General features: G+C 42.8%; 19 protein-coding genes. 5 read left to right on the top strand and 14 right to left on the bottom strand.

Annotation, left to right across the window (positions count from 1 at the left end):
- Positions 1–18 precede the first annotated feature (18 nt).
- The 10 genes from AC5FX4_RS11115 to AC5FX4_RS11070 form a co-directional block, all read right to left on the bottom strand.
- On the bottom strand, positions 19–306 hold the full coding sequence (locus tag AC5FX4_RS11115) for a putative phage tail assembly chaperone (protein ID WP_493606455.1): 288 nt from the start codon (positions 304–306) through the stop codon (positions 19–21).
- Complete coding sequence (locus tag AC5FX4_RS11110) at positions 296–928, bottom strand: hypothetical protein (protein ID WP_493606454.1); 633 nt, start codon at positions 926–928, stop codon at positions 296–298. Before AC5FX4_RS11110 ends, AC5FX4_RS11115 begins: the two co-directional genes overlap by 11 nt.
- Positions 928–1,377 carry a phage protein gene (locus AC5FX4_RS11105; RefSeq protein ID WP_493606453.1) on the bottom strand — a complete coding sequence of 150 codons (450 nt, stop codon included), beginning with the start codon at positions 1,375–1,377 and terminating at the stop codon, positions 928–930. The genes AC5FX4_RS11110 and AC5FX4_RS11105 overlap by 1 nt, the downstream gene beginning before the upstream one ends.
- Positions 1,378–1,387: 10 nt before the next feature.
- Positions 1,388–2,488 carry a DUF2586 domain-containing protein gene (locus AC5FX4_RS11100; protein WP_493606452.1) on the bottom strand — a complete coding sequence of 367 codons (1,101 nt, stop codon included), beginning with the start codon at positions 2,486–2,488 and terminating at the stop codon, positions 1,388–1,390.
- A 21-nt stretch (positions 2,489–2,509) separates the two neighbouring features.
- Complete coding sequence (locus AC5FX4_RS11095) at positions 2,510–3,142, bottom strand: phage virion morphogenesis family protein (RefSeq protein WP_493606451.1); 633 nt, start codon at positions 3,140–3,142, stop codon at positions 2,510–2,512.
- A complete protein-coding gene (locus tag AC5FX4_RS11090; protein ID WP_493606450.1) occupies positions 3,135–3,605 on the bottom strand; it encodes a phage tail protein in 471 nt (156 codons plus the stop codon). Before AC5FX4_RS11090 ends, AC5FX4_RS11095 begins: the two co-directional genes overlap by 8 nt.
- On the bottom strand, positions 3,602–4,039 hold the full coding sequence (locus AC5FX4_RS11085) for a head completion/stabilization protein (RefSeq protein ID WP_493606449.1): 438 nt from the start codon (positions 4,037–4,039) through the stop codon (positions 3,602–3,604). Before AC5FX4_RS11085 ends, AC5FX4_RS11090 begins: the two co-directional genes overlap by 4 nt.
- Positions 4,040–4,148: 109 nt before the next feature.
- Positions 4,149–4,877: a phage terminase small subunit gene (gene gpM, locus AC5FX4_RS11080; RefSeq protein ID WP_493606448.1), complete on the bottom strand. Its 729-nt coding sequence runs from the start codon at positions 4,875–4,877 to the stop codon at positions 4,149–4,151.
- 86 nt (positions 4,878–4,963) lie between these two features.
- On the bottom strand, positions 4,964–6,001 hold the full coding sequence (locus AC5FX4_RS11075) for a phage major capsid protein, P2 family (protein ID WP_493606447.1): 1,038 nt from the start codon (positions 5,999–6,001) through the stop codon (positions 4,964–4,966).
- 42 nt (positions 6,002–6,043) lie between these two features.
- On the bottom strand, positions 6,044–6,925 hold the full coding sequence (locus AC5FX4_RS11070) for a GPO family capsid scaffolding protein (RefSeq protein WP_493606446.1): 882 nt from the start codon (positions 6,923–6,925) through the stop codon (positions 6,044–6,046).
- A gap of 203 nt (positions 6,926–7,128) precedes the next feature.
- Here AC5FX4_RS11070 and AC5FX4_RS11065 point away from each other — a divergent pair, with 203 nt between their 5' ends.
- From AC5FX4_RS11065 to AC5FX4_RS11050, 4 genes are read left to right on the top strand one after another with little or no spacing between them, the layout of a single operon-like run.
- Complete coding sequence (locus AC5FX4_RS11065) at positions 7,129–8,913, top strand: terminase large subunit domain-containing protein (protein WP_493606445.1); 1,785 nt, start codon at positions 7,129–7,131, stop codon at positions 8,911–8,913.
- On the top strand, positions 8,913–9,980 hold the full coding sequence (locus tag AC5FX4_RS11060; protein WP_493606444.1) for a phage portal protein: 1,068 nt from the start codon (positions 8,913–8,915) through the stop codon (positions 9,978–9,980). The genes AC5FX4_RS11065 and AC5FX4_RS11060 overlap by 1 nt, the downstream gene beginning before the upstream one ends.
- Positions 9,977–10,303, top strand: a complete 327-nt coding sequence (locus AC5FX4_RS11055; RefSeq protein WP_493606443.1) for a phage holin family protein — start codon at positions 9,977–9,979, stop codon at positions 10,301–10,303. The genes AC5FX4_RS11060 and AC5FX4_RS11055 overlap by 4 nt, the downstream gene beginning before the upstream one ends.
- A complete protein-coding gene (locus AC5FX4_RS11050; RefSeq protein WP_493606442.1) occupies positions 10,303–10,758 on the top strand; it encodes a hypothetical protein in 456 nt (151 codons plus the stop codon). The genes AC5FX4_RS11055 and AC5FX4_RS11050 overlap by 1 nt, the downstream gene beginning before the upstream one ends.
- 34 nt (positions 10,759–10,792) lie before the next feature.
- Here the strand turns inward: AC5FX4_RS11050 and AC5FX4_RS11045 are convergent, their stop codons facing one another.
- Complete coding sequence (locus AC5FX4_RS11045) at positions 10,793–11,359, bottom strand: hypothetical protein (protein WP_304179124.1); 567 nt, start codon at positions 11,357–11,359, stop codon at positions 10,793–10,795.
- A gap of 154 nt (positions 11,360–11,513) precedes the next feature.
- The gene (locus tag AC5FX4_RS11040) at positions 11,514–12,071 is read right to left on the bottom strand and encodes a hypothetical protein (protein WP_493606441.1); all 558 of its coding nucleotides are present in this window, start codon (positions 12,069–12,071) and stop codon (positions 11,514–11,516) included.
- 344 nt (positions 12,072–12,415) lie between these two features.
- On the opposite strand from AC5FX4_RS11040, the gene AC5FX4_RS11035 reads away from it, so the two are divergent.
- Positions 12,416–12,661 carry an ogr/Delta-like zinc finger family protein gene (locus tag AC5FX4_RS11035; RefSeq protein ID WP_493606440.1) on the top strand — a complete coding sequence of 82 codons (246 nt, stop codon included), beginning with the start codon at positions 12,416–12,418 and terminating at the stop codon, positions 12,659–12,661.
- Positions 12,662–13,282: 621 nt separating this feature from the next.
- Here AC5FX4_RS11035 and AC5FX4_RS11030 read toward each other — a convergent pair.
- The gene (locus AC5FX4_RS11030; protein WP_493606439.1) at positions 13,283–16,516 is read right to left on the bottom strand and encodes a replication endonuclease; all 3,234 of its coding nucleotides are present in this window, start codon (positions 16,514–16,516) and stop codon (positions 13,283–13,285) included.
- Entirely contained in the window at positions 16,510–16,917 is a 408-nt protein-coding gene (locus AC5FX4_RS11025; protein WP_493606438.1) for a hypothetical protein, read from the bottom strand. The genes AC5FX4_RS11030 and AC5FX4_RS11025 overlap by 7 nt, the downstream gene beginning before the upstream one ends.
- Positions 16,918–16,929: the final 12 nt, after the last annotated feature.

The raw sequence follows: 16,929 nt of genomic DNA, 5'->3' as shown, positions 1-16,929 counted from the left end.
GATCAAGCCTGCTTTTGCCTATTTGCTTGGCTCGGCTTTCGATTTTTTTACCGTAAAATTAAACTCGGGTTGGTATTCTTCAACAATGGCACCCACTAAAAACAACGCGGCACCCGGTTGCTGTACCAGCTCTTTGAGCTTTTTAGCGTCGGCTTCAACCACTGTGTTTAATAAAAAGTTAGTCGCCGGCTGCACCTTGTTGTTCGGCTGAGTCGAGTTAATGTATTTGTTGTAGTCAGCGCCATTGACGTTAAATGTAATGTCGCCAACGGGGGTTTCTAATGCGATTTGTTTCTCAAACGCCATGATCAATACTCTCTTTAATATCTGCTTGCTCTAGCAGTGTGTAGGTAAAATAAGGGCCATACTTGGCTGCTGATTGCTCACACAAAGCAATAAATTCATCAAAGTCATTTGGGTTTGCAAACACCTGGCAACCGGCTGACCATTTATCTACCTGTGTAGATGTGGTTTTACTGTTTGCGCGGTGGCAGTTAATGCCAAAATAACCTTGCTGTAGTAATGCTTGGGGTGTAACGTCCGTGTCTAACTCGGTGTCGTGGTTGTTATCACGTAAAACAACAACCGGTTTATGTTGTACAAGGGCACGGTATTTGCCCTGGTGATAACCCAATGTCCACAGGCTTTTATGCTGCCCTGCAATTAGCACGGCTGTGCCATCTATATTCATTGGGTGTTTACGCCAGTAAATACCGGCATCAGTTGTGGCTTTGAACTGCTTTAACTGCCATTCAGCGTTTTGCTGATACAACACACAAATTGCATCGTTAAACGTGTTGGCACGGGTGTTTGCATGGCGAATACCTATAATGTTTAGGTTTAATTCACCCTCAAATACTTTATGCCCACATGCTTGCAGGGTGCTTAGTAGTGTTGTGGCAGTCAGCGTGCGAATGGCTTTAGTCATTACAGATCTCTCACTTCATCAGCGGTTAAATAAGGCACACCGTTGATTTTTACAAAATCAGGGCTGGTGATTGGGCATTTAATTGAGGTGGTGTCTTCTTCGCCGCCATCGGCTTTGATATTTAAAATTTCGTCTAACTGCGGCAAACAACCAAACGCTTCAACGTTCTTTTTACCGGCGGCTACTTCTGCATTAAATGCCACATCAAACGGTTCAATGCCTTTCCAACTGCCTGCTTTTTCGGCTTGCGCTTGCACTAATAACCAGTTTTCGTGATCGAGTTTTAGCGTTACTTCGCCTTCAACGTCGCCATCAATAAATCCTTTTGGAATACCACGCACTTTTTTAACGGTGCGCCCATCCGTAATTTTGCAAGTGGCTTCCATAACGTGAACCATCGACCCCCCGATAAAAATATCGAAGTCTTTACCGCCTAATACCTTTTGCATGTTCGCGCTCCTACTCTGCGTTATCTAACATGATCCCAACAATAATGGTGCTGGGTGAATCGATTGGCTTAACCTTAAGCACAACTTGCAACGTGGTCGCATCCATAAACGTGAGGTTAATACTGTCGTCTTTTGGGGCGTCAATTAAACCAGGGAACTTGTCGGCGCCGATGTTGACTGATCGCGCCATATCACGCAGTGGTTTACCCATGATGCGTTTACCAAATTCAATACCGGTGCTGCTATTGTTTAAGCGGCGATTTTTAACGTTTTGAATACCGATGATGCGAACGGCACGCGCGGCTTTATCGACAATGCGGCCAATTTCGATTTTTTGGAAATCACCGCCTTCAGCATCCAGCATGTTTACGTCGCCAAAATACACGCCGTCAAAATCAGGGTAAAACTGCGTGCAACTAAAACGCTGTGCATCCAGTGCCGCAGTGGTTGAGTTAGTAAGCGGTTTGCCTGCTGCATCGTTTGGCAATGGCATGAGCGACATTGCCCCAGTCAGTACACGCATTGGGCTATCAGCAATGGTGACTGAGCTTTTGCATAAACGCCCTGTTACGCCGCCGAGTTCATCACCAAATAAAAGCGGGATCACTGCAATGCGCTCGCCTACTACACCATCAGTTAATGGCTGTAATGCAGTGACTAGATCTGACCAATTTTGCTCAGGCGTTAAACCTGGTGCCGCTAATAAAAAGCGCACGTAACGCGATTGGCCTGACAGGATTTCAAGCGCTTTTGCTTGATAGCTTTCAATTTCGGCTTTACCAGTGACGGGCGTACAAATAACAATGATTTCAGGACTGATGTCTTGATCCATTGCTTCATCAATTAAGGCCATTACATCATCACCGGCGCCATGCGGGATGGCATAGCCACTGACTAGGTCGTCGCCGTTGCGTTGCCATGCTTTTACTTGGGTTTTTAATGGTGAGTCGGCGGCGCCAAACAAATCATCAAAATCACTTTGTGCGTTGATTGGTAGAATGCTGCCATTATTTTCGGGCGCTTGGCCTAAAAATAATACGCTGCGCTCTACTTGTTTTGTAGCGCCACTGCCTGTTTGAATAGCGGCAACGGATACTTTACCTTGTGCCATGGTCGTTCCTTTTGCTTTGCGCTACGCCACGTGCATAGCTTTGTTTAAAATAAAACTTTGTTGCTGTTTTTGTTCAGCAACGGTTTGCCCCAAAAAGGAGCGGGCAGGCAAATCAATTTGCCATGAGCTCTTACCTGAGCTGCCCTTTAAATCACGCAGTAAAAACCCTGCTTGGTTAATACTTAAATGCTCAGTTATCCATTTAATGCTGGGGCGTTTGCTGCCCTTCCCTTTGCCTCGCGGAATTGTGTAGCCCTCAGCTATTAGTGCCCGGGCTAAATTTCGCGTGGCTGGGCCCACTTTGTTTTGTGCTGCTTTACCTTTTGGCTTGCCTGCATCTAGGCTTACACCCTCTTGATGAGCGCGCGCTATTTTGCCGCTGTTGCCACCTCTAAAATAAACCCCTGCGCTATTGGCGCCGTAACGTACTTTCATGTTGCGCTTTAGCTTGGTGAGCATTTTCTTTTTTTTGCCGTTTGCTCTGCCTTTCCATGTTTTGCCTATCAGATCACGTTGCCCAGTAATGCGCTCTTTACTGCTTTTATTTGCTACACGTATTGCACTACGTAATATGTTGCGGCGTTTATTGGGCTTGAGCTGTAAAAACGCTAATTGTTCTTTGCTTTGGCCTTCGTCAAATTTGACGTTAAGCACTTACTTCACCATGCAGTGTGAACGCTTCAGCGATCCATAGGCTTTGCTCACCAAAGTCGTAACGGTTGCCGTTTAATTCAAACGGGCCGTTGGGTGTTTGAATAAGCTCAATATCTTCACAAAGCTGGTCAATCGTTAACTCAACTTCGTTACTATTGTCGTCGTTTACGTCGGCGCTAAATTCAATGTCAGTGCTGTCGAAGCGCCCGCCGTTGTTTTGCAACCAAAACGAGGCAAAGGCACAAATAAGCGCAGCCGGTGCAAAGCATGGGTTGATACTGATCACCCCTGAGTAATAAAACCGCGCGGCTAATACGCCATTGCCGTTAATGGTTTTACTGCATGGCTCTATACGTCCGCCTTCTATCCAGCTATCAAACTGGGTATCGAGCGCAAGCTTATGTCCTTGATATTCGGCGCTGGCTAAATGCTGTTTAAGCGTTGCTATTTTGCTCTGGCTCATAACAGCGCTACCGATAAGTTAGGGCTCAGTGCTTGCAGTAAACGCATGGCGTTTAGGCTTTCGCGTTGCCAATGATCATAATTATCAATGGCCGTTTGGCTTTGTGCTGTTGCGCTGTCACGGTGCGTACTGCCCAGCTTTGATACCAGTAAATGCGCCTTAGCTTTGCTATACACCGCATCGTTATAAAACATGACTTGTTGTGCGTTTAGCGGAGTGCCGTTTGTGAGCACCGCGCTTGCTAGTTCTTGGTTAATTTCACCCTGTGCACGCTTTAGCTTTTCAACAAGCAGCTCACTTTTGCTGGCGTAGTCTTGAGCAACCGCGTAATGTTCAATAAAGTGTGCCGTGCTTAATGCTGGGTAATAGCCATTACCTGGCACATCAACATTGATGCTTTGTAAATCTGCTTTTGGCATACCGCTTAAGTTCATATTGCACCTGTAAAACACACGTTAAATTGGGTGTGGGCGCCACTTAGTCACAGGCCGTCAAACAACGAATGCTGACGAAGTGCTAAGTTGCCCACCGGCGTTGGAGCTGTTATTCGCTAACGATCCCTTTTAACTGTTTCGTTAGCTTATCGACTAAACCTTTAACCCCTGCTTTGTCGTTAATCGCTTGAGCGTGCTCTGCAAATAACAGTGCATTACCATAGTTATGCTGAGCTGCATCAACCTTGGCAGCAATGGCGAACAATTTACCGCCCACTACTTCAAGGCCGTTCCAGTCTTGATTTTTTACGGTATTGATAAGGCCGCGCAGTACGTAGCTAATATCAAACAAGCCTTGCTGCTTTGATTCTGATAAATAGAAATTGGCATCGTCATAGAGTTGGTCGATAACGAATGCAGGCCAATGCTTGGTATTAAATACCGGTGGCATTGGTTGCTTTTGCTCAACCATAAATGGCAATAGCTCTAACACGGCATCCCAGCGTTTAAGATCAACCAACCAAATAAACACCCATGCTAAAACTGTGTTCGGGTGGCACTGGCCGCTTAGTCGATATTGATTGATGTAACCTAAATAATCCTGGCGCTCTAACGCTTCTGATTTGTAAGTTGCTTTGTCTGCAATATCAGTAAATGTTTTTAATTGAGCTAAGTCAGATTCGATGGCCGCTGCATAAAGCTGGTACTCGGTTTGCTTAGTGATAGTGGTTGGCGCATTGGTTTCAGTGGCTGTTGCGGTGACCGTTGGCGCTTTTTTGTCAGTGCTTGTTGGTACGCTACTTACTGCTTTGGCTAATGATTTTTTGACTAAGCTCATTTAAAAACACTCTTTAATTTGGTTAAAAAAAGCCGCCCCAAAACAAGGGATATAGGGCGGCTAACTGCTGCTAAATAATTAGCCTGTTATGCCCACTCGTCGCCGGTGGCATTTGGTAACTTGATGCTGGTAGACTCGAAGTACATAACTTTTTCAAGGTCTTCAACGTAGTAGCAATCGTTACGCGATAGGTAGTCTTCAACGCGCTTTTTCTTAGCGTTGTTTTCTACACTGGTACGCGTTGAGCCTGTTTGTACGTAGTGACTTAAGTTTTCAAAGCTGGTTACTAAAATGCCACGCGCAGGGAAAAATGGGATTTTATAAGTCATCAAACCGCCGTACGTATCAATCACCTGCTGCAATTCAATCTTGGTTTTTTCGCTTGGCGTGTGAGCTTGTTTGGCGTACAGCTTATTTTTATCGTGCGCTAATAACTCGTCGCCAATAATAGCGACCATGTTTGCACGCTTATGCTCTGGAATTCCTTGCAATGCATCGTGCACCGCTTGGTCTAGGTTTTCGTAATCGCCACCGGCGCCAATACGAATTTCGCCAGCGGTTTCGCCTTCACTAATTGCACGCTCGGGTGCATCGCGGCGGATCAACTGCAACCAACCAATGTTTACATCGTTCATCATTGGGTAGGCTGTAATGTCGGTTGTATCGGCTACGTGTGTACCATTCCAACCGATTTTAATAATGTCGAGTGCGATTGCTTGGCGAACATGATTACGATAGCGATTATGAAAATCAGGGAACTTAGACCACTGATCCATTTTTATCCATGTGATATGGATGTCACATTCAACCGGATAACAACGGTATTCACGCTTAGCTAGTTTTGATACATCGCGGGTTTTACGCTCTTTGGTGTCGTCGGTTTCAACCCCTGCACGGCCTGTAATACCACCGTCTACACTCATGATCACCGAATGACCAACTAGGTCATCAACCGGCGCAGTGTTGATCATCTGTAAAAATTCAGCTGACTCGTAAACGGCGTCATATAAACGCTGCTCTACTGTAGGCTCTACATTAAATTGCTCGCTCATAGAGGTAACACCGTAGTTAACGGCCATGCCTGCCATAATGGCAACGAATAAATCTCTTGTTCTAGTCTTCATCTGCTTTCCTGCGTGTTGCTAAGTAATGTTAAGGTGATGCACTTACAGCAATTGGCTGTATTTGCCTTCGTCGCCTTCGGGTTCGTCGTCGGCGTCGGTTGTGCCACCCGCAGGTGCTTTTAATGCTTTTTCAAACTTGTCGGTTAGTTCTGTAAGCAATTGCTTAGTTGAAGATAACTCTTCTTTAACTTGGCTTAGCTCGGTGCTTTGTTCGCCTTCTGGCGGCGTTTCTTCGTCTTCCACTTTGGTGGTTGAAAACGAATCAAGCTTAGTGATCACGCCGTCGAGCTTTTGGCCGAATTCGGTAAGCGGTGTGCCGAGTGCATCTTTTAATGCATTGGCTAATTGTGTTTCGTTCATGTCGGGATCTTCCTTTGCGAATAGTCGTTTAAAAAAGGGTTTTTTAGGTGGTGTGTCGATTGGCTCACATGACCCTAAATCAACGGTTAATAAGGCGACGTCCTTGTCGTCTGGTTTACTATTACTACTGAAATGGATTCGGTCTGTGTAGCAGCTTGCGGGGTAGTCGGTCACTGCTAAGCCTGTTAGGTAGGTTTTGCCAGAGCCCATAAAGTCGCGGCTAATTTCGATACTAAAGTAAACGGCTTGGTCTGCTTTGTTCAGCTCAACAAACCCTTGATTGGGGGCAAGTACGGCGTATAAACACACAACGCCTTCTTCGTTTTCATAGGCTTCAACGCTTACTACATCGCCCAACATGCCGGGTATATCTACGTTGTGCAGATTTTTAGCAGCCCAGCCAGACCAATTAAATTCGTGATCAATGTTAATGCGGGCGCCATATTTACGCGGGTTATAGGTTTCTACTATGTCGGCTACGTCTTGCTCAGTTATTTCACGGCCGTCAACGGTCATGCCAACGGCGGCAATTGATAGCGGTTTGGTACGTAGTTGACCTGGCATAAACAACCCTTTTAAATCTGTTTAAGTTAAGCGTTTTGCTTTAAAGTAGTTTGCAGTTTGCCCCCTCTTTCACATCCTTTCCAACGGTTTAACTTTTTGAAATTCCTATATTTAACTTTTAGGAATGGTTAGGTTTTTGACTGACAGATTAAGCGCTTTATAACGAATACACTGCCGCTATGGATTAATAAAAGCGGTGCAATATGAAGGCGAACTACGGACCAGAGATACGCAAAAAAGCACAAGACTTGTATGTTGTTGAGGGCTACACGGTGGACGAAATCGCCGAGCTTGACGATATGCCAAGTGCGCGTAGCGTTCGCCGTTGGGCTGAGGCTGGCAAGTGGGAGGATATGTGCCCAAGCTATAATGCCGAAATGGCGTATAGCAAACGCATTAATGTACTAGCCGATAAAGACAATAAAACCGATGCCGACTATAAAGAGTTAGATTTTTGCACGCGCCAATTATGCGCACTTAATAAAAGCAAACTGGCACCCGCCCCTAAACAACGTGCAAGTAATGACGATACGGCTAGCAATAATAGCGGCAGCAGTCATAACAGTAATGATAAAAAATCGAAGAAGAAAAAGAAGAACGATTGCTCAGGCATTACCGTTGATATGCTCAACGAGCTTAAAGACAAACTGCTTTATCCACATCAAAAACATTGGTTTGAAAACCAAGATCACCGCGCCCGCTTTATATTAAAACCCCGCCAAATTGGCGCGACATTCTATTTTGCCTTTGAAGCGTTTTATGATGCTGTTGTAAATGGCCGCAATAAAATATTTATATCCGCTAGTCGCGATCAAGCCGAAGTATTTAAAGCCAATATTGTAGCCCTGTGCCGTGAGCATTTTAATATTGAATTAACCGGCTCGCCGATGGTACTTAATTTAGCCGGCGGAAAAACGGTTAAGCTGATATTTAAGTCAACCAATGCGCGTACTGCGCAATCCGAATCCGGCGACTTATACATAGATGAAGTGTTTTGGATACCTAAATACAAAACACTGCGCGGCCTTGCCCAAGCCATGGCCACGCATAAGCATTTGCGTATTACGTATTTTAGTACGCCGAGTGTTACCAGCCATGAAGCGTATGATCACTGGAATGGTAAATGGTTTCGTAAAACCAAAGCCTGTAACGATCCTGAATTTGCCATTGATGTTAGCCATAAAAACTTAAAGCATGGCCTACTGTGTGACGATGGTATTTGGCGCCAAATGCTCACCGTGCACGATGTAGTGAGTTCAGGCTTTGACCGCATTGATATTGGCGTACTTGAAAACGAATACTCGCTAGATGAGTTTAATAACTTGTTTATGTGTAAATTTATTGATGATGCCCACAGCGCATTTAACTTAAAACAACTTATGAACTGTGTGGGCGATTCAACCAAGTGGACCGACTTTGATTTAGAGTATGAGCGTCCCTATGGTTTAAAACCTGTCGTTATTGGGTTTGACCCTGCCCGCTTTGGCGACAAAGCCAGTGTTGCCGTACTCAGTGCTCCCATGAAGCCCGGCGAAAAATTCCGCCTGCTTGAAGCACTTGATTTAAGCGGTAATGACTTTGAAGCCATGGCGAACGAAATAAAACTGCTCACCGAAAAATACAACGTGGTACATATTGGCGTTGATACCACCGGCATTGGTTACGGTGTCTGGGAACTTATCACTAAGTTTTACCCTAATGCAGAGCCTATCCATTACAACCCGATTATTAAAAACCGCATGGTGATCAAGGCAATCAACGTTATTCAAAACCGCCGTTTTGAGTTTGACCAGGACGCGGTAAATATAGCCAGCTCGTTTATTAATATTCGCCGCAAAGTGGTTGGCGATCAAATTACCTATGCCACAAACCGCACCGCCACGACAGGCCATGCCGATATTGCGTGGGCAATTATGCACGCCATGTTATTTGAACCACTCGACGGCAACGCCCTTAACCGTCAAACCTCTGTAGGAATTGCAGCTTAATGACCAAACCACGATTACAAGTAAGTAACGGCCAAGCGCCTAACTATAACCAACGTACAGCCGTAACCGATACGTTTAGCTTTGGCGATCCTGAGCCGTGTTTAGATAACCGGTTGACTGATTACATTGGGGTGTTTAGTGATAGTAACGGCATTTATGCACCGCCCATTAGTTTACAAGGTTTGGTAAAGCTGCTGCGCGTAAATGCCCAGCATGGGCCCATACTCTACTTTAAGCGCAACATGATCTTAAAGTGGTATAAGCCAAACCCGCTATTGAGCCACCAAGCGCTTAGTAAGTTTGCCTTTGATTTGCTGTGGAGTGGTAACGCCTATTTGCAGATTATTAAAAACTCATTTGGGCAGGTCATTAAGCTGCGCCATTTGCCTGCACTGACTATGCGTTATACCGATACGCGCGGGGTTTATGCGCAATTAAGTAACCGCAGCCACGAGCCTATTTATTTTAATGCCGGTGAAGTAATACACGTAAAAGAGTATGACCCCGCCCAAGGCATTTATGGCATACCGCAATATTACGGGGGTATACAATCAGCCTTACTCAATGAAGATGCCACCTTATTTAGGCGCCGTTATTACAAGAACGGTGCGCACATGGGCTTTATATTTTCAATGGCAGACCCGTTCATGAGCCTAGAAGATGAAAACGCACTTAAAAAAGCCATTCAAGATAGTAAAGGCGTGGGCAACTTTAGAAGTTTGTTTTTAAACTTTAGGGGGCAAAAAGCCGATGCTGAAAAGTCGTTAAAAATAACCCCAGTGGGCGACATATCAACTAAAGACGAATTTGAACGCATTAAAAAAATCACCCTTAACGACATGCTCAGCATGCACCGAGCACAAGAAGCACTGAGCGGCCAATCATCTGGCGATAGCCCCGGCTTTGGTGATTTAGACAAAATCACCCGCGCCTATTACAACAACGAAGTTGTGCCCCTGCAGCAAGATGTATTAGGGATCAATAACTACTTGCCTACTGCACAGCACATTGATTTTAAAGAGCCTGAATATTCAGACCTAAACCCAACAACGAAGGAAAGCGCATGAGCTTGATTGATGTTATCGAATTTATAAAACAATGGGGGCGATTACTTATGTTGAGTTTTTTAGCAGCCGCAATTCAAATGTATTTGAGCAAACGGCAGTTTACGTTTTTTCATTACTTTATGAGTGTGCTGATTGCCATATTTGCAGCCTACTTATCGGCCATGTTCTGTGAATGGCGCGGGTTTGACGAAAACTTAAAAACGGGCGTGATTGGGGTAACAGCCTACGCGGCCCCGCATTTACTTGAAGGATTCGACAAGCTAATAAAAGCCTTTAGCAAAGACCCAAAAGCGTTTATTAAATTAATCAGGGGGATAAAATAATGGGATGGTTAAAAACACTGGTTTCGTTCATCACAGACCCAATCGCCGATTTAACCGGCGGCTATGTTGAGCGTAAACGTATCGCAGCTGAAATGGCCGCAGACGTAGCACGCGCTGAAAACAATTTTAAAATTGCTCAGTTTGAAGCGAAAGCAAAACGCTGTATGCAAGCCGAGCAAAACGACGCTGATTATGACCTGCTTGTGCTGAAGAACCGCGACAAAACAATGATGGATGAAGTGATCATTCTATTCTTTTTGGGGTTGTTTGTGTGCCATTTTATACCCGCAATGCAGCCGTATATGGAAAAAGGTTGGCAGGCTATGGGCTATAACGGCGCGCCCTGGTACTTTGAATTTGTGATTGTAGGTATTGCGGTTTCAACCCTTGGGTTAATGCGATTGTTTAGAGCGTTTTGGGGCGGTCGTAGTAATAGCAAGGAAAGCGCTAGTTAAAGACTAGCACTATTTATGTTTGAAGTTTTTATTTCTACGTACCATGAAACTCTTTGGCAAAAAACTGTTTAAGATCTCGATATAGTGGAGTGAAAAAATAAACTAATGATGTCCATTCTGGTGCATTTCCTATCAAACCAGTACGTGACAACCTACCAAGTAAAGCCCCCAATACATCTGAATTGACAGTCACCTGGTAAGCACAATATTGAATGGCTTCTTCATATTGCTCTTGAGGGTTTGGCAAACTATCGTCATCAGCAACTCGTTCAGGTTCTTTTACATGGAGATCATCGGTATAAGGAAGACCTCCTTCATTTAAATAAAATAAAATAAGAATTTCCCTGTAGGATAACTCTGAAAAAATAGAAAGGATTTCTTGGTAAAAATCTGGCCGTTTTTCAATAAGTCCTGTTGAATCACCTAATATGAATAACTCCTTAAGCATATTCACTTTTTCTATAGTGGATGCTCGCTCAAGAGCTTCAATTGTACGTATTACGCTAGATAAATAACCAGGGCTCTGGATTTTAGCTTCACTAATGGTAATACCATCTAGCTCTAATTTTGATAGCAGTGACTCTTCCTTATTTTTATTCACAATCCTCATTAAGCTTTGGAATAACTTTACGGACGTTTTTATTTCTGGCGTTATGAGTAAACTCAAAATAACCTCCATGTAAAAAGAAAATAGTATTTTAAATATACTAATATCAAACTAGATAACATCTTACCACATATTATTTTATACAAAATCAATTAGGTATTTGGCTTTTCCAATGTTTAAGAACATCTATGCTGTCTATAAATTTCTCATCTACCTGCTCATCTTTATTTTCTAATATTTGCAAGACTTCGCCATATGCTTCGGCCAAGAATACATGTTCATTTTCAGTGCTGCGTTTGCTTGTACCAATATGGTTAATTTCAAGCTCTAGCCTTTTAACTATCCTATCGTTATGAGCTTCCCACTCTGCATCTGAAAAATTCTCATTAGGTAGAAGTAAGTTTAACTCAACCAATAAAGCATCAACTCTTTCTTTTATTAATTCTAATTTCATATCTTGCCTTTTTGAGTACCATTCAATTTCTAATGCGTTTTCAAATTTACCTGCAACTACTTCAAGACGCTTAAGTGCTCTTGTAAAATTTGGTCCAGGCACACCATTAAGTGTTGCTGCGTTGGTCTTGCTGATACCACGAACCAAGTAATCACTGAGTGCTGCTTTTATATCTTCACTGGTACTTTTACCAAACGATAAAAGTGCATCTAATCGCTCTTGGCTTTGTGAGCCTTTATGTAAATATTTCATAATTTATTTATCACTTAACTGATAATTAACTAATGGTATTTCAATATTAGGTAAATCGCCAGCTATTTGATCTTTTTGTTGTCACTTTATTGTCAAACATTGTCATTTTTTGACAATGCGATCTTTTTAAAATTGCTCACAGATCCTTTTACTGTGCTGGCTGGCGATTAATAGTGTGTCACTGGTCTTGTCAATTTGACGCGTTTTTTGCACGAAAGCGGAAGGCGAGGAGGAGTGAATTTTCCGCCCCTTTTGTTTCTCTGAGCTTGTTTTTGGTTATATTTGCGAGGGAGACAACCACTGTATATAATCACAGCACGTTAATTTAATTGATGGTGTTTAGAATGGCGAGAGTTACATGCCCAAATTGTGGAAGCAAAGCAACTGTTACATCACGTGAAACACAGTCTGATCATGTGGCTGATTTATATGTATCTTGTACTAACACTAAGAGTTGTGGCGCTACGTTCGTAAGCACGCTTGCATTTAAACATTATTTAAACCCGCCAAGGCAAGACACCGCCCAATTGGCTGCGTCTTTGCTACGTAACTTACCCAAAGAAAAACAGTTGGAGTTAATAGGACTATGATAGCTTTTTAGACTGTTCTCTTAGTATCGTTTAACTCAAATACTATCCTATCTTTCATTTTACATGACATCGGTGTATAAAAATTACGCACTTAGATTTTTTTTCTATTTTTCTTTGAGGCATGTTAGTAAATACTAACGCGTATACAACTAGCTGTTTACATAAAATTTATCAAACATTACTAAGAATAAACTCGTATTTATCCAAGAGTTATCCACAATCAAGTGCTTATTACACCATTGCAAATCGTTATAAATATTACTATTTTAATATAGTCGGACAAATGTTGAGCTTCCCATTTTGCTGGGAAAGAGGAAGTTTTGGACTGTCTAATGTGATAATCATGGAAGTCGGCACTATGCGCCAACATAGTGCCATCACGAAAAAGCTCTTGCTGAAAAAATCACCTTTTCTTTGTGTTACGATTAAAAGGTTATATCAAAGTTGATATATCAGCAAGGTTGTTTTTAACTTTGATATAGGAGTATTAGATTTGAAAATCACATTTTCAATCGAACTCTCTGATGCCACGTTGACAGTTTTATATAAGTTAATGATTGCATCTACTGCCTTGGTCAAGTGTTGGCCTTGGCAATAATATGAGGGGCTAAGCCCCTCTTTTTAAGCCCTTAACCCCATTGCCCACCAATCATTATCAGCTATGGCACATGCTTCGCCATTAATAACCAGCGTTGCCAGTTCAAGATCACCCAAATAGTCCGCTTTGCCTTTGGCTCTAACACTGATGTTTAACTCTTCTCGGTTTTCGATATCAGCATATGTGTAAGCAAGTGCAACTAGTTCACGTGCATAACGCCATTGCTCTTTGCTCGGTTCGTAGCTTTCAATAGGTTTAACATTGTCGCTATTCATTTTACCAAACGAATATAGCTCACCATTTGATACGTAATATACTGTATCTTCATGAACAACAGCCTCGCCGTCGTAGCCTGGTGTTTGTTCTCCGAATGGATTATTCAACTGATAACCTTTGAACTCACCAAAGAGCGGCCACACATCATGTTTAACTCGCGGTACTTTCATTTGTGGATATGAATACAACTCGTAAGCTATAGAGAAATATACGCGACCTCTAAATGTAAGGCTCTCACCATCGCGTAACCGGTTAGCATCTTCTAAACTGAAGTATGGCCAGTGCTTATTGCACTCGATTAACCCGTCACTATTGTTAGTATTTGCAGCTTTATACGCTTCAACATGTGCAATACTGTTGATTAATGACTTTTGGCTATCCTTGCGTTGCTCTTTTTTATCCAAAACAACCAAAACACCATTTCTTATCATATAAATTTGGTCATTTCTTCGAACTCTTCGTCCTGCTAGCAGATCCTTTTTAAACTCTCTGATCTCTTCCGCGGTAAAACCGTGCATATCTAGCAACAACTCGTCCTTATCCCTTGTAGTGCAAGGCGTACAATTATTCCCACTAGTCCAAGATAGGTCGGCTGCGCCGACGTTGTTAGCATCGTGCAACGTATCAGCATCGGTGTTGTTATTTGAAGTGGTGCCAATAGGCTGTTTGTCCCACGTGTGCACGCGGGTAACTAAACTAGTAAGCGAGTGTGTATCTTCAATGCCCTTTAATCGTTTAACACATTCACCGTATTCATTACGGTAGGGAGTAACTTCATATGCGGGTTTATACCTGGCATCACGGCCAATACCAAAACCGCCCATTAGATCAACAAAGGTTTTAAAGTCCCCTTGGTCGGCTGCAAGTCTTATTGTTTCAAGGTCATCATTGCCTTTGATTTCTTCTCTAACCCTGCGGAGCTCACGCCAAATGGTGATTGGTGGTGATTTTTGGAATTGGAATTGCCGAATACCCCAAGTGCTGGCCCACGCTTTAACAGGGTTGATAGCTTGTGTTAGCTTCTCCCCTGTTTCTGCATCGTATTCGTTAGCAAGTGCAAAACCATCTATATTCTTACTGATATATTTGGCAATATATGCAGCAGCACCGCCCTGGCGCTTACCATCTTTACCAACTATGGCTGGGTCCATTTTAATCGCTGTGTAGCGTGGGCCACTTGGCGTGTAGTCTTTTTTAGGCTCTTTTGTGTAAATACCACGCTTTTTGTTAAGCCCCCATATACGTCTAGATTTAGTGTATTTTGCTCTTAGCTCTCGGCGCCGTTTAAAACGCTCAAAAAACACGCCTCTATCGTCACGAGTAAAGTATCTGCGGAGTGTGTGATTTACTATATGGTAATAACGCTCAGGCATCCAAAGCAGCATGTGCCAATGCGGGCATCCATCAGCGTGCGGTTCCGCAACACGCAAACCCAGATAAGGGATCTCTAATCTATCTAGCTTGGCTCTTGCTTGTGAAAACAACTTGTTTAAATAGTCGTTAGCCTCTTTAGGTGTTGAACCATCCCAGTTTTTAGAATGAGCATGAAAACGGCTCGGGGCTGTTATGTTGAAAAAGCCACCTACATAGCCCATTGCCTCGGCCATTTCTTCGGTTTCACGAATGCGCAGCATCAATTCATTACGCATATTTTCAGGGTTAGCGACACCCGCTTCCACTGCTTTCATGAGTGAAATAACATCACCGCATTCGTTTACAAGCTCTAAGCTTTCTAAATACCTTTTACCCTTTTCTTTGTTGTGCTTATATTCACTTAACGCTTGTTTAGAGCAATATGCATTAATGCCCTTACGCTTTTTAACGCGCTCTTTATTCTTTTTATCGTATGCTGAAAATACATCACGACCAACTTCACCGGTGGCTATTTCTAAATGCTCAAGATAGCGCGCCCTAATTCTTTTTAACTTAACGCACCACCATTTATGGCACTGTGCTTTAAGTAGGCCAACTTCCGCATCTGGCTCAGTTAAATAAACGCCTTTTTCTGAGTATTTAAGCGACACACCCAAGGGGGCGGCAAATTCAGCAATTGCGTTGTAATAATCTATCGCATCAAAATTATTGTTTTCTTCTGCAAGCTCGCACAATAATGTGGAAACTTGATTCGCTAACACACCCGCATGTTTTTTGGTTTTTTCTAAATTGGCTAATATGTGCCATGGCAGTGGCATTTCAGTCACTATTTTTTGTAGAATCTTGATGCGCGGCTTAAGGCTTTTAATCGTTCGTCTAAACCATTCATTGGCTTTGTATTTACTCCGTACGCTATCATCACATCTTGATAAATAGCGCTTTGCAAACCGCATCTGTAGTGGCTTTGGTACTACTGTTAAACACTCAGAAACAAAGGCTTTGTCTGCATCATCCATTCCACTAAATAACGCAAGTACAGAGCTAGATACTTTGCTATTAGCAAGCTTTTTTAAGGTGCTAATGTGTTCAATATCATTGAATGAATGTGCCTCAAATGATAGTGGCGTGTGTGTGTATTCTTTGGCGAAACGAAGGTTTTTGGACGTTTGACGAACAAAAGAAGCTTGCAAGCTTCTTTTCTTTTTTGATTCGACTATTTGCTTAACTATGTAGTTATGGTGTTTATTATCATGCACCTTCTTAAGTGCTGATTTAGCTTGATCACTAAATGCAAACTTTTTAGTTTCACCCGCTTTAGTTACTAGGACCGTTTCAACATCAATACGTTGCTCTGATTGCTCTAAAAACTCACAAAACCAAGTGTTTGCGTTTTCACTTGGGTTTGCAGGCTCTTTTTCGTGCCAGCTTTCATCTTGTTTAAACTCAAGTTTATCAAGGTACTTTTGGACAAGCTTGAGCTGTGTGTAATTGGTAAATTTCCAAAGGCCGCTCAGTAATGTTTCACGGTGTTTAACGTCATGAACCGCAAGGGCCTTAACCTTTGCGGCTTCATTAACTGCATACACTTCATAATCAAACGTTACCATTGGCGTGTTAGGTGCCATTTGCAAACTAAATCATCTAAGTGATGCCCTAGTCGGTGCGCGCCTTGTTCATGTAAACTATCAACAAACTGTAATGTTATAGATAACTCAGATTCAGTAGCTAACCTGCCAAGTCGAAGAGCATCTTTAATCGCTCTGCAATAATCTATGCCAAGGCTAAAATATTGATAATATCGAGCTGACTTCTTTGTTGGTTGAGCGTTTTGCTTTGCTTTTTGCTTATCAAGCTCTACAGCGAATTGAATTTTAAATTCTTGGAATGAATACCACTCCCAGTTTGTTCGTCTTTTAAAATATTCGCTGGTAAAGCAATCATCCAGTAGCGGTTCAGAGTTGGCATTTCCATCACAAAATGGCAGATCTTGGTCTTTGATATGGGTCATTTTTAATCCTTA

It is taken from the genome of Pseudoalteromonas sp. ATL1, assembly GCF_058933015.1.
Note: the sequence above shows the minus strand (reverse complement) of the source record. Positions and strands in the feature narration are given on the sequence as shown.

What these genes read in the sequence shown, in the direction of transcription:
- AC5FX4_RS11115 (WP_493606455.1), bottom strand. Translation starts at nt 306, where the DNA reads ATGGCGTTTGAGAAACAAATCGCATTAGAAACCCCCGTTGGCGACATT.
- AC5FX4_RS11110 (WP_493606454.1), bottom strand. Translation starts at nt 928, where the DNA reads ATGACTAAAGCCATTCGCACGCTGACTGCCACAACACTACTAAGCACC.
- AC5FX4_RS11105 (WP_493606453.1), bottom strand. Translation starts at nt 1,377, where the DNA reads ATGCAAAAGGTATTAGGCGGTAAAGACTTCGATATTTTTATCGGGGGG.
- AC5FX4_RS11100 (WP_493606452.1), bottom strand. Translation starts at nt 2,488, where the DNA reads ATGGCACAAGGTAAAGTATCCGTTGCCGCTATTCAAACAGGCAGTGGC.
- AC5FX4_RS11090 (WP_493606450.1), bottom strand. Translation starts at nt 3,605, where the DNA reads ATGAGCCAGAGCAAAATAGCAACGCTTAAACAGCATTTAGCCAGCGCC.
- AC5FX4_RS11085 (WP_493606449.1), bottom strand. Translation starts at nt 4,039, where the DNA reads ATGAACTTAAGCGGTATGCCAAAAGCAGATTTACAAAGCATCAATGTT.
- gpM (WP_493606448.1), bottom strand. Translation starts at nt 4,877, where the DNA reads ATGAGCTTAGTCAAAAAATCATTAGCCAAAGCAGTAAGTAGCGTACCA.
- AC5FX4_RS11075 (WP_493606447.1), bottom strand. Translation starts at nt 6,001, where the DNA reads ATGAAGACTAGAACAAGAGATTTATTCGTTGCCATTATGGCAGGCATG.
- AC5FX4_RS11070 (WP_493606446.1), bottom strand. Translation starts at nt 6,925, where the DNA reads ATGCCAGGTCAACTACGTACCAAACCGCTATCAATTGCCGCCGTTGGC.
- AC5FX4_RS11065 (WP_493606445.1), top strand. Translation starts at nt 7,129, where the DNA reads ATGAAGGCGAACTACGGACCAGAGATACGCAAAAAAGCACAAGACTTG.
- AC5FX4_RS11060 (WP_493606444.1), top strand. Translation starts at nt 8,913, where the DNA reads ATGACCAAACCACGATTACAAGTAAGTAACGGCCAAGCGCCTAACTAT.
- AC5FX4_RS11055 (WP_493606443.1), top strand. Translation starts at nt 9,977, where the DNA reads ATGAGCTTGATTGATGTTATCGAATTTATAAAACAATGGGGGCGATTA.
- AC5FX4_RS11050 (WP_493606442.1), top strand. Translation starts at nt 10,303, where the DNA reads ATGGGATGGTTAAAAACACTGGTTTCGTTCATCACAGACCCAATCGCC.
- AC5FX4_RS11040 (WP_493606441.1), bottom strand. Translation starts at nt 12,071, where the DNA reads ATGAAATATTTACATAAAGGCTCACAAAGCCAAGAGCGATTAGATGCA.
- AC5FX4_RS11035 (WP_493606440.1), top strand. Translation starts at nt 12,416, where the DNA reads ATGGCGAGAGTTACATGCCCAAATTGTGGAAGCAAAGCAACTGTTACA.
- AC5FX4_RS11030 (WP_493606439.1), bottom strand. Translation starts at nt 16,516, where the DNA reads ATGGTAACGTTTGATTATGAAGTGTATGCAGTTAATGAAGCCGCAAAG.
- AC5FX4_RS11025 (WP_493606438.1), bottom strand. Translation starts at nt 16,917, where the DNA reads ATGACCCATATCAAAGACCAAGATCTGCCATTTTGTGATGGAAATGCC.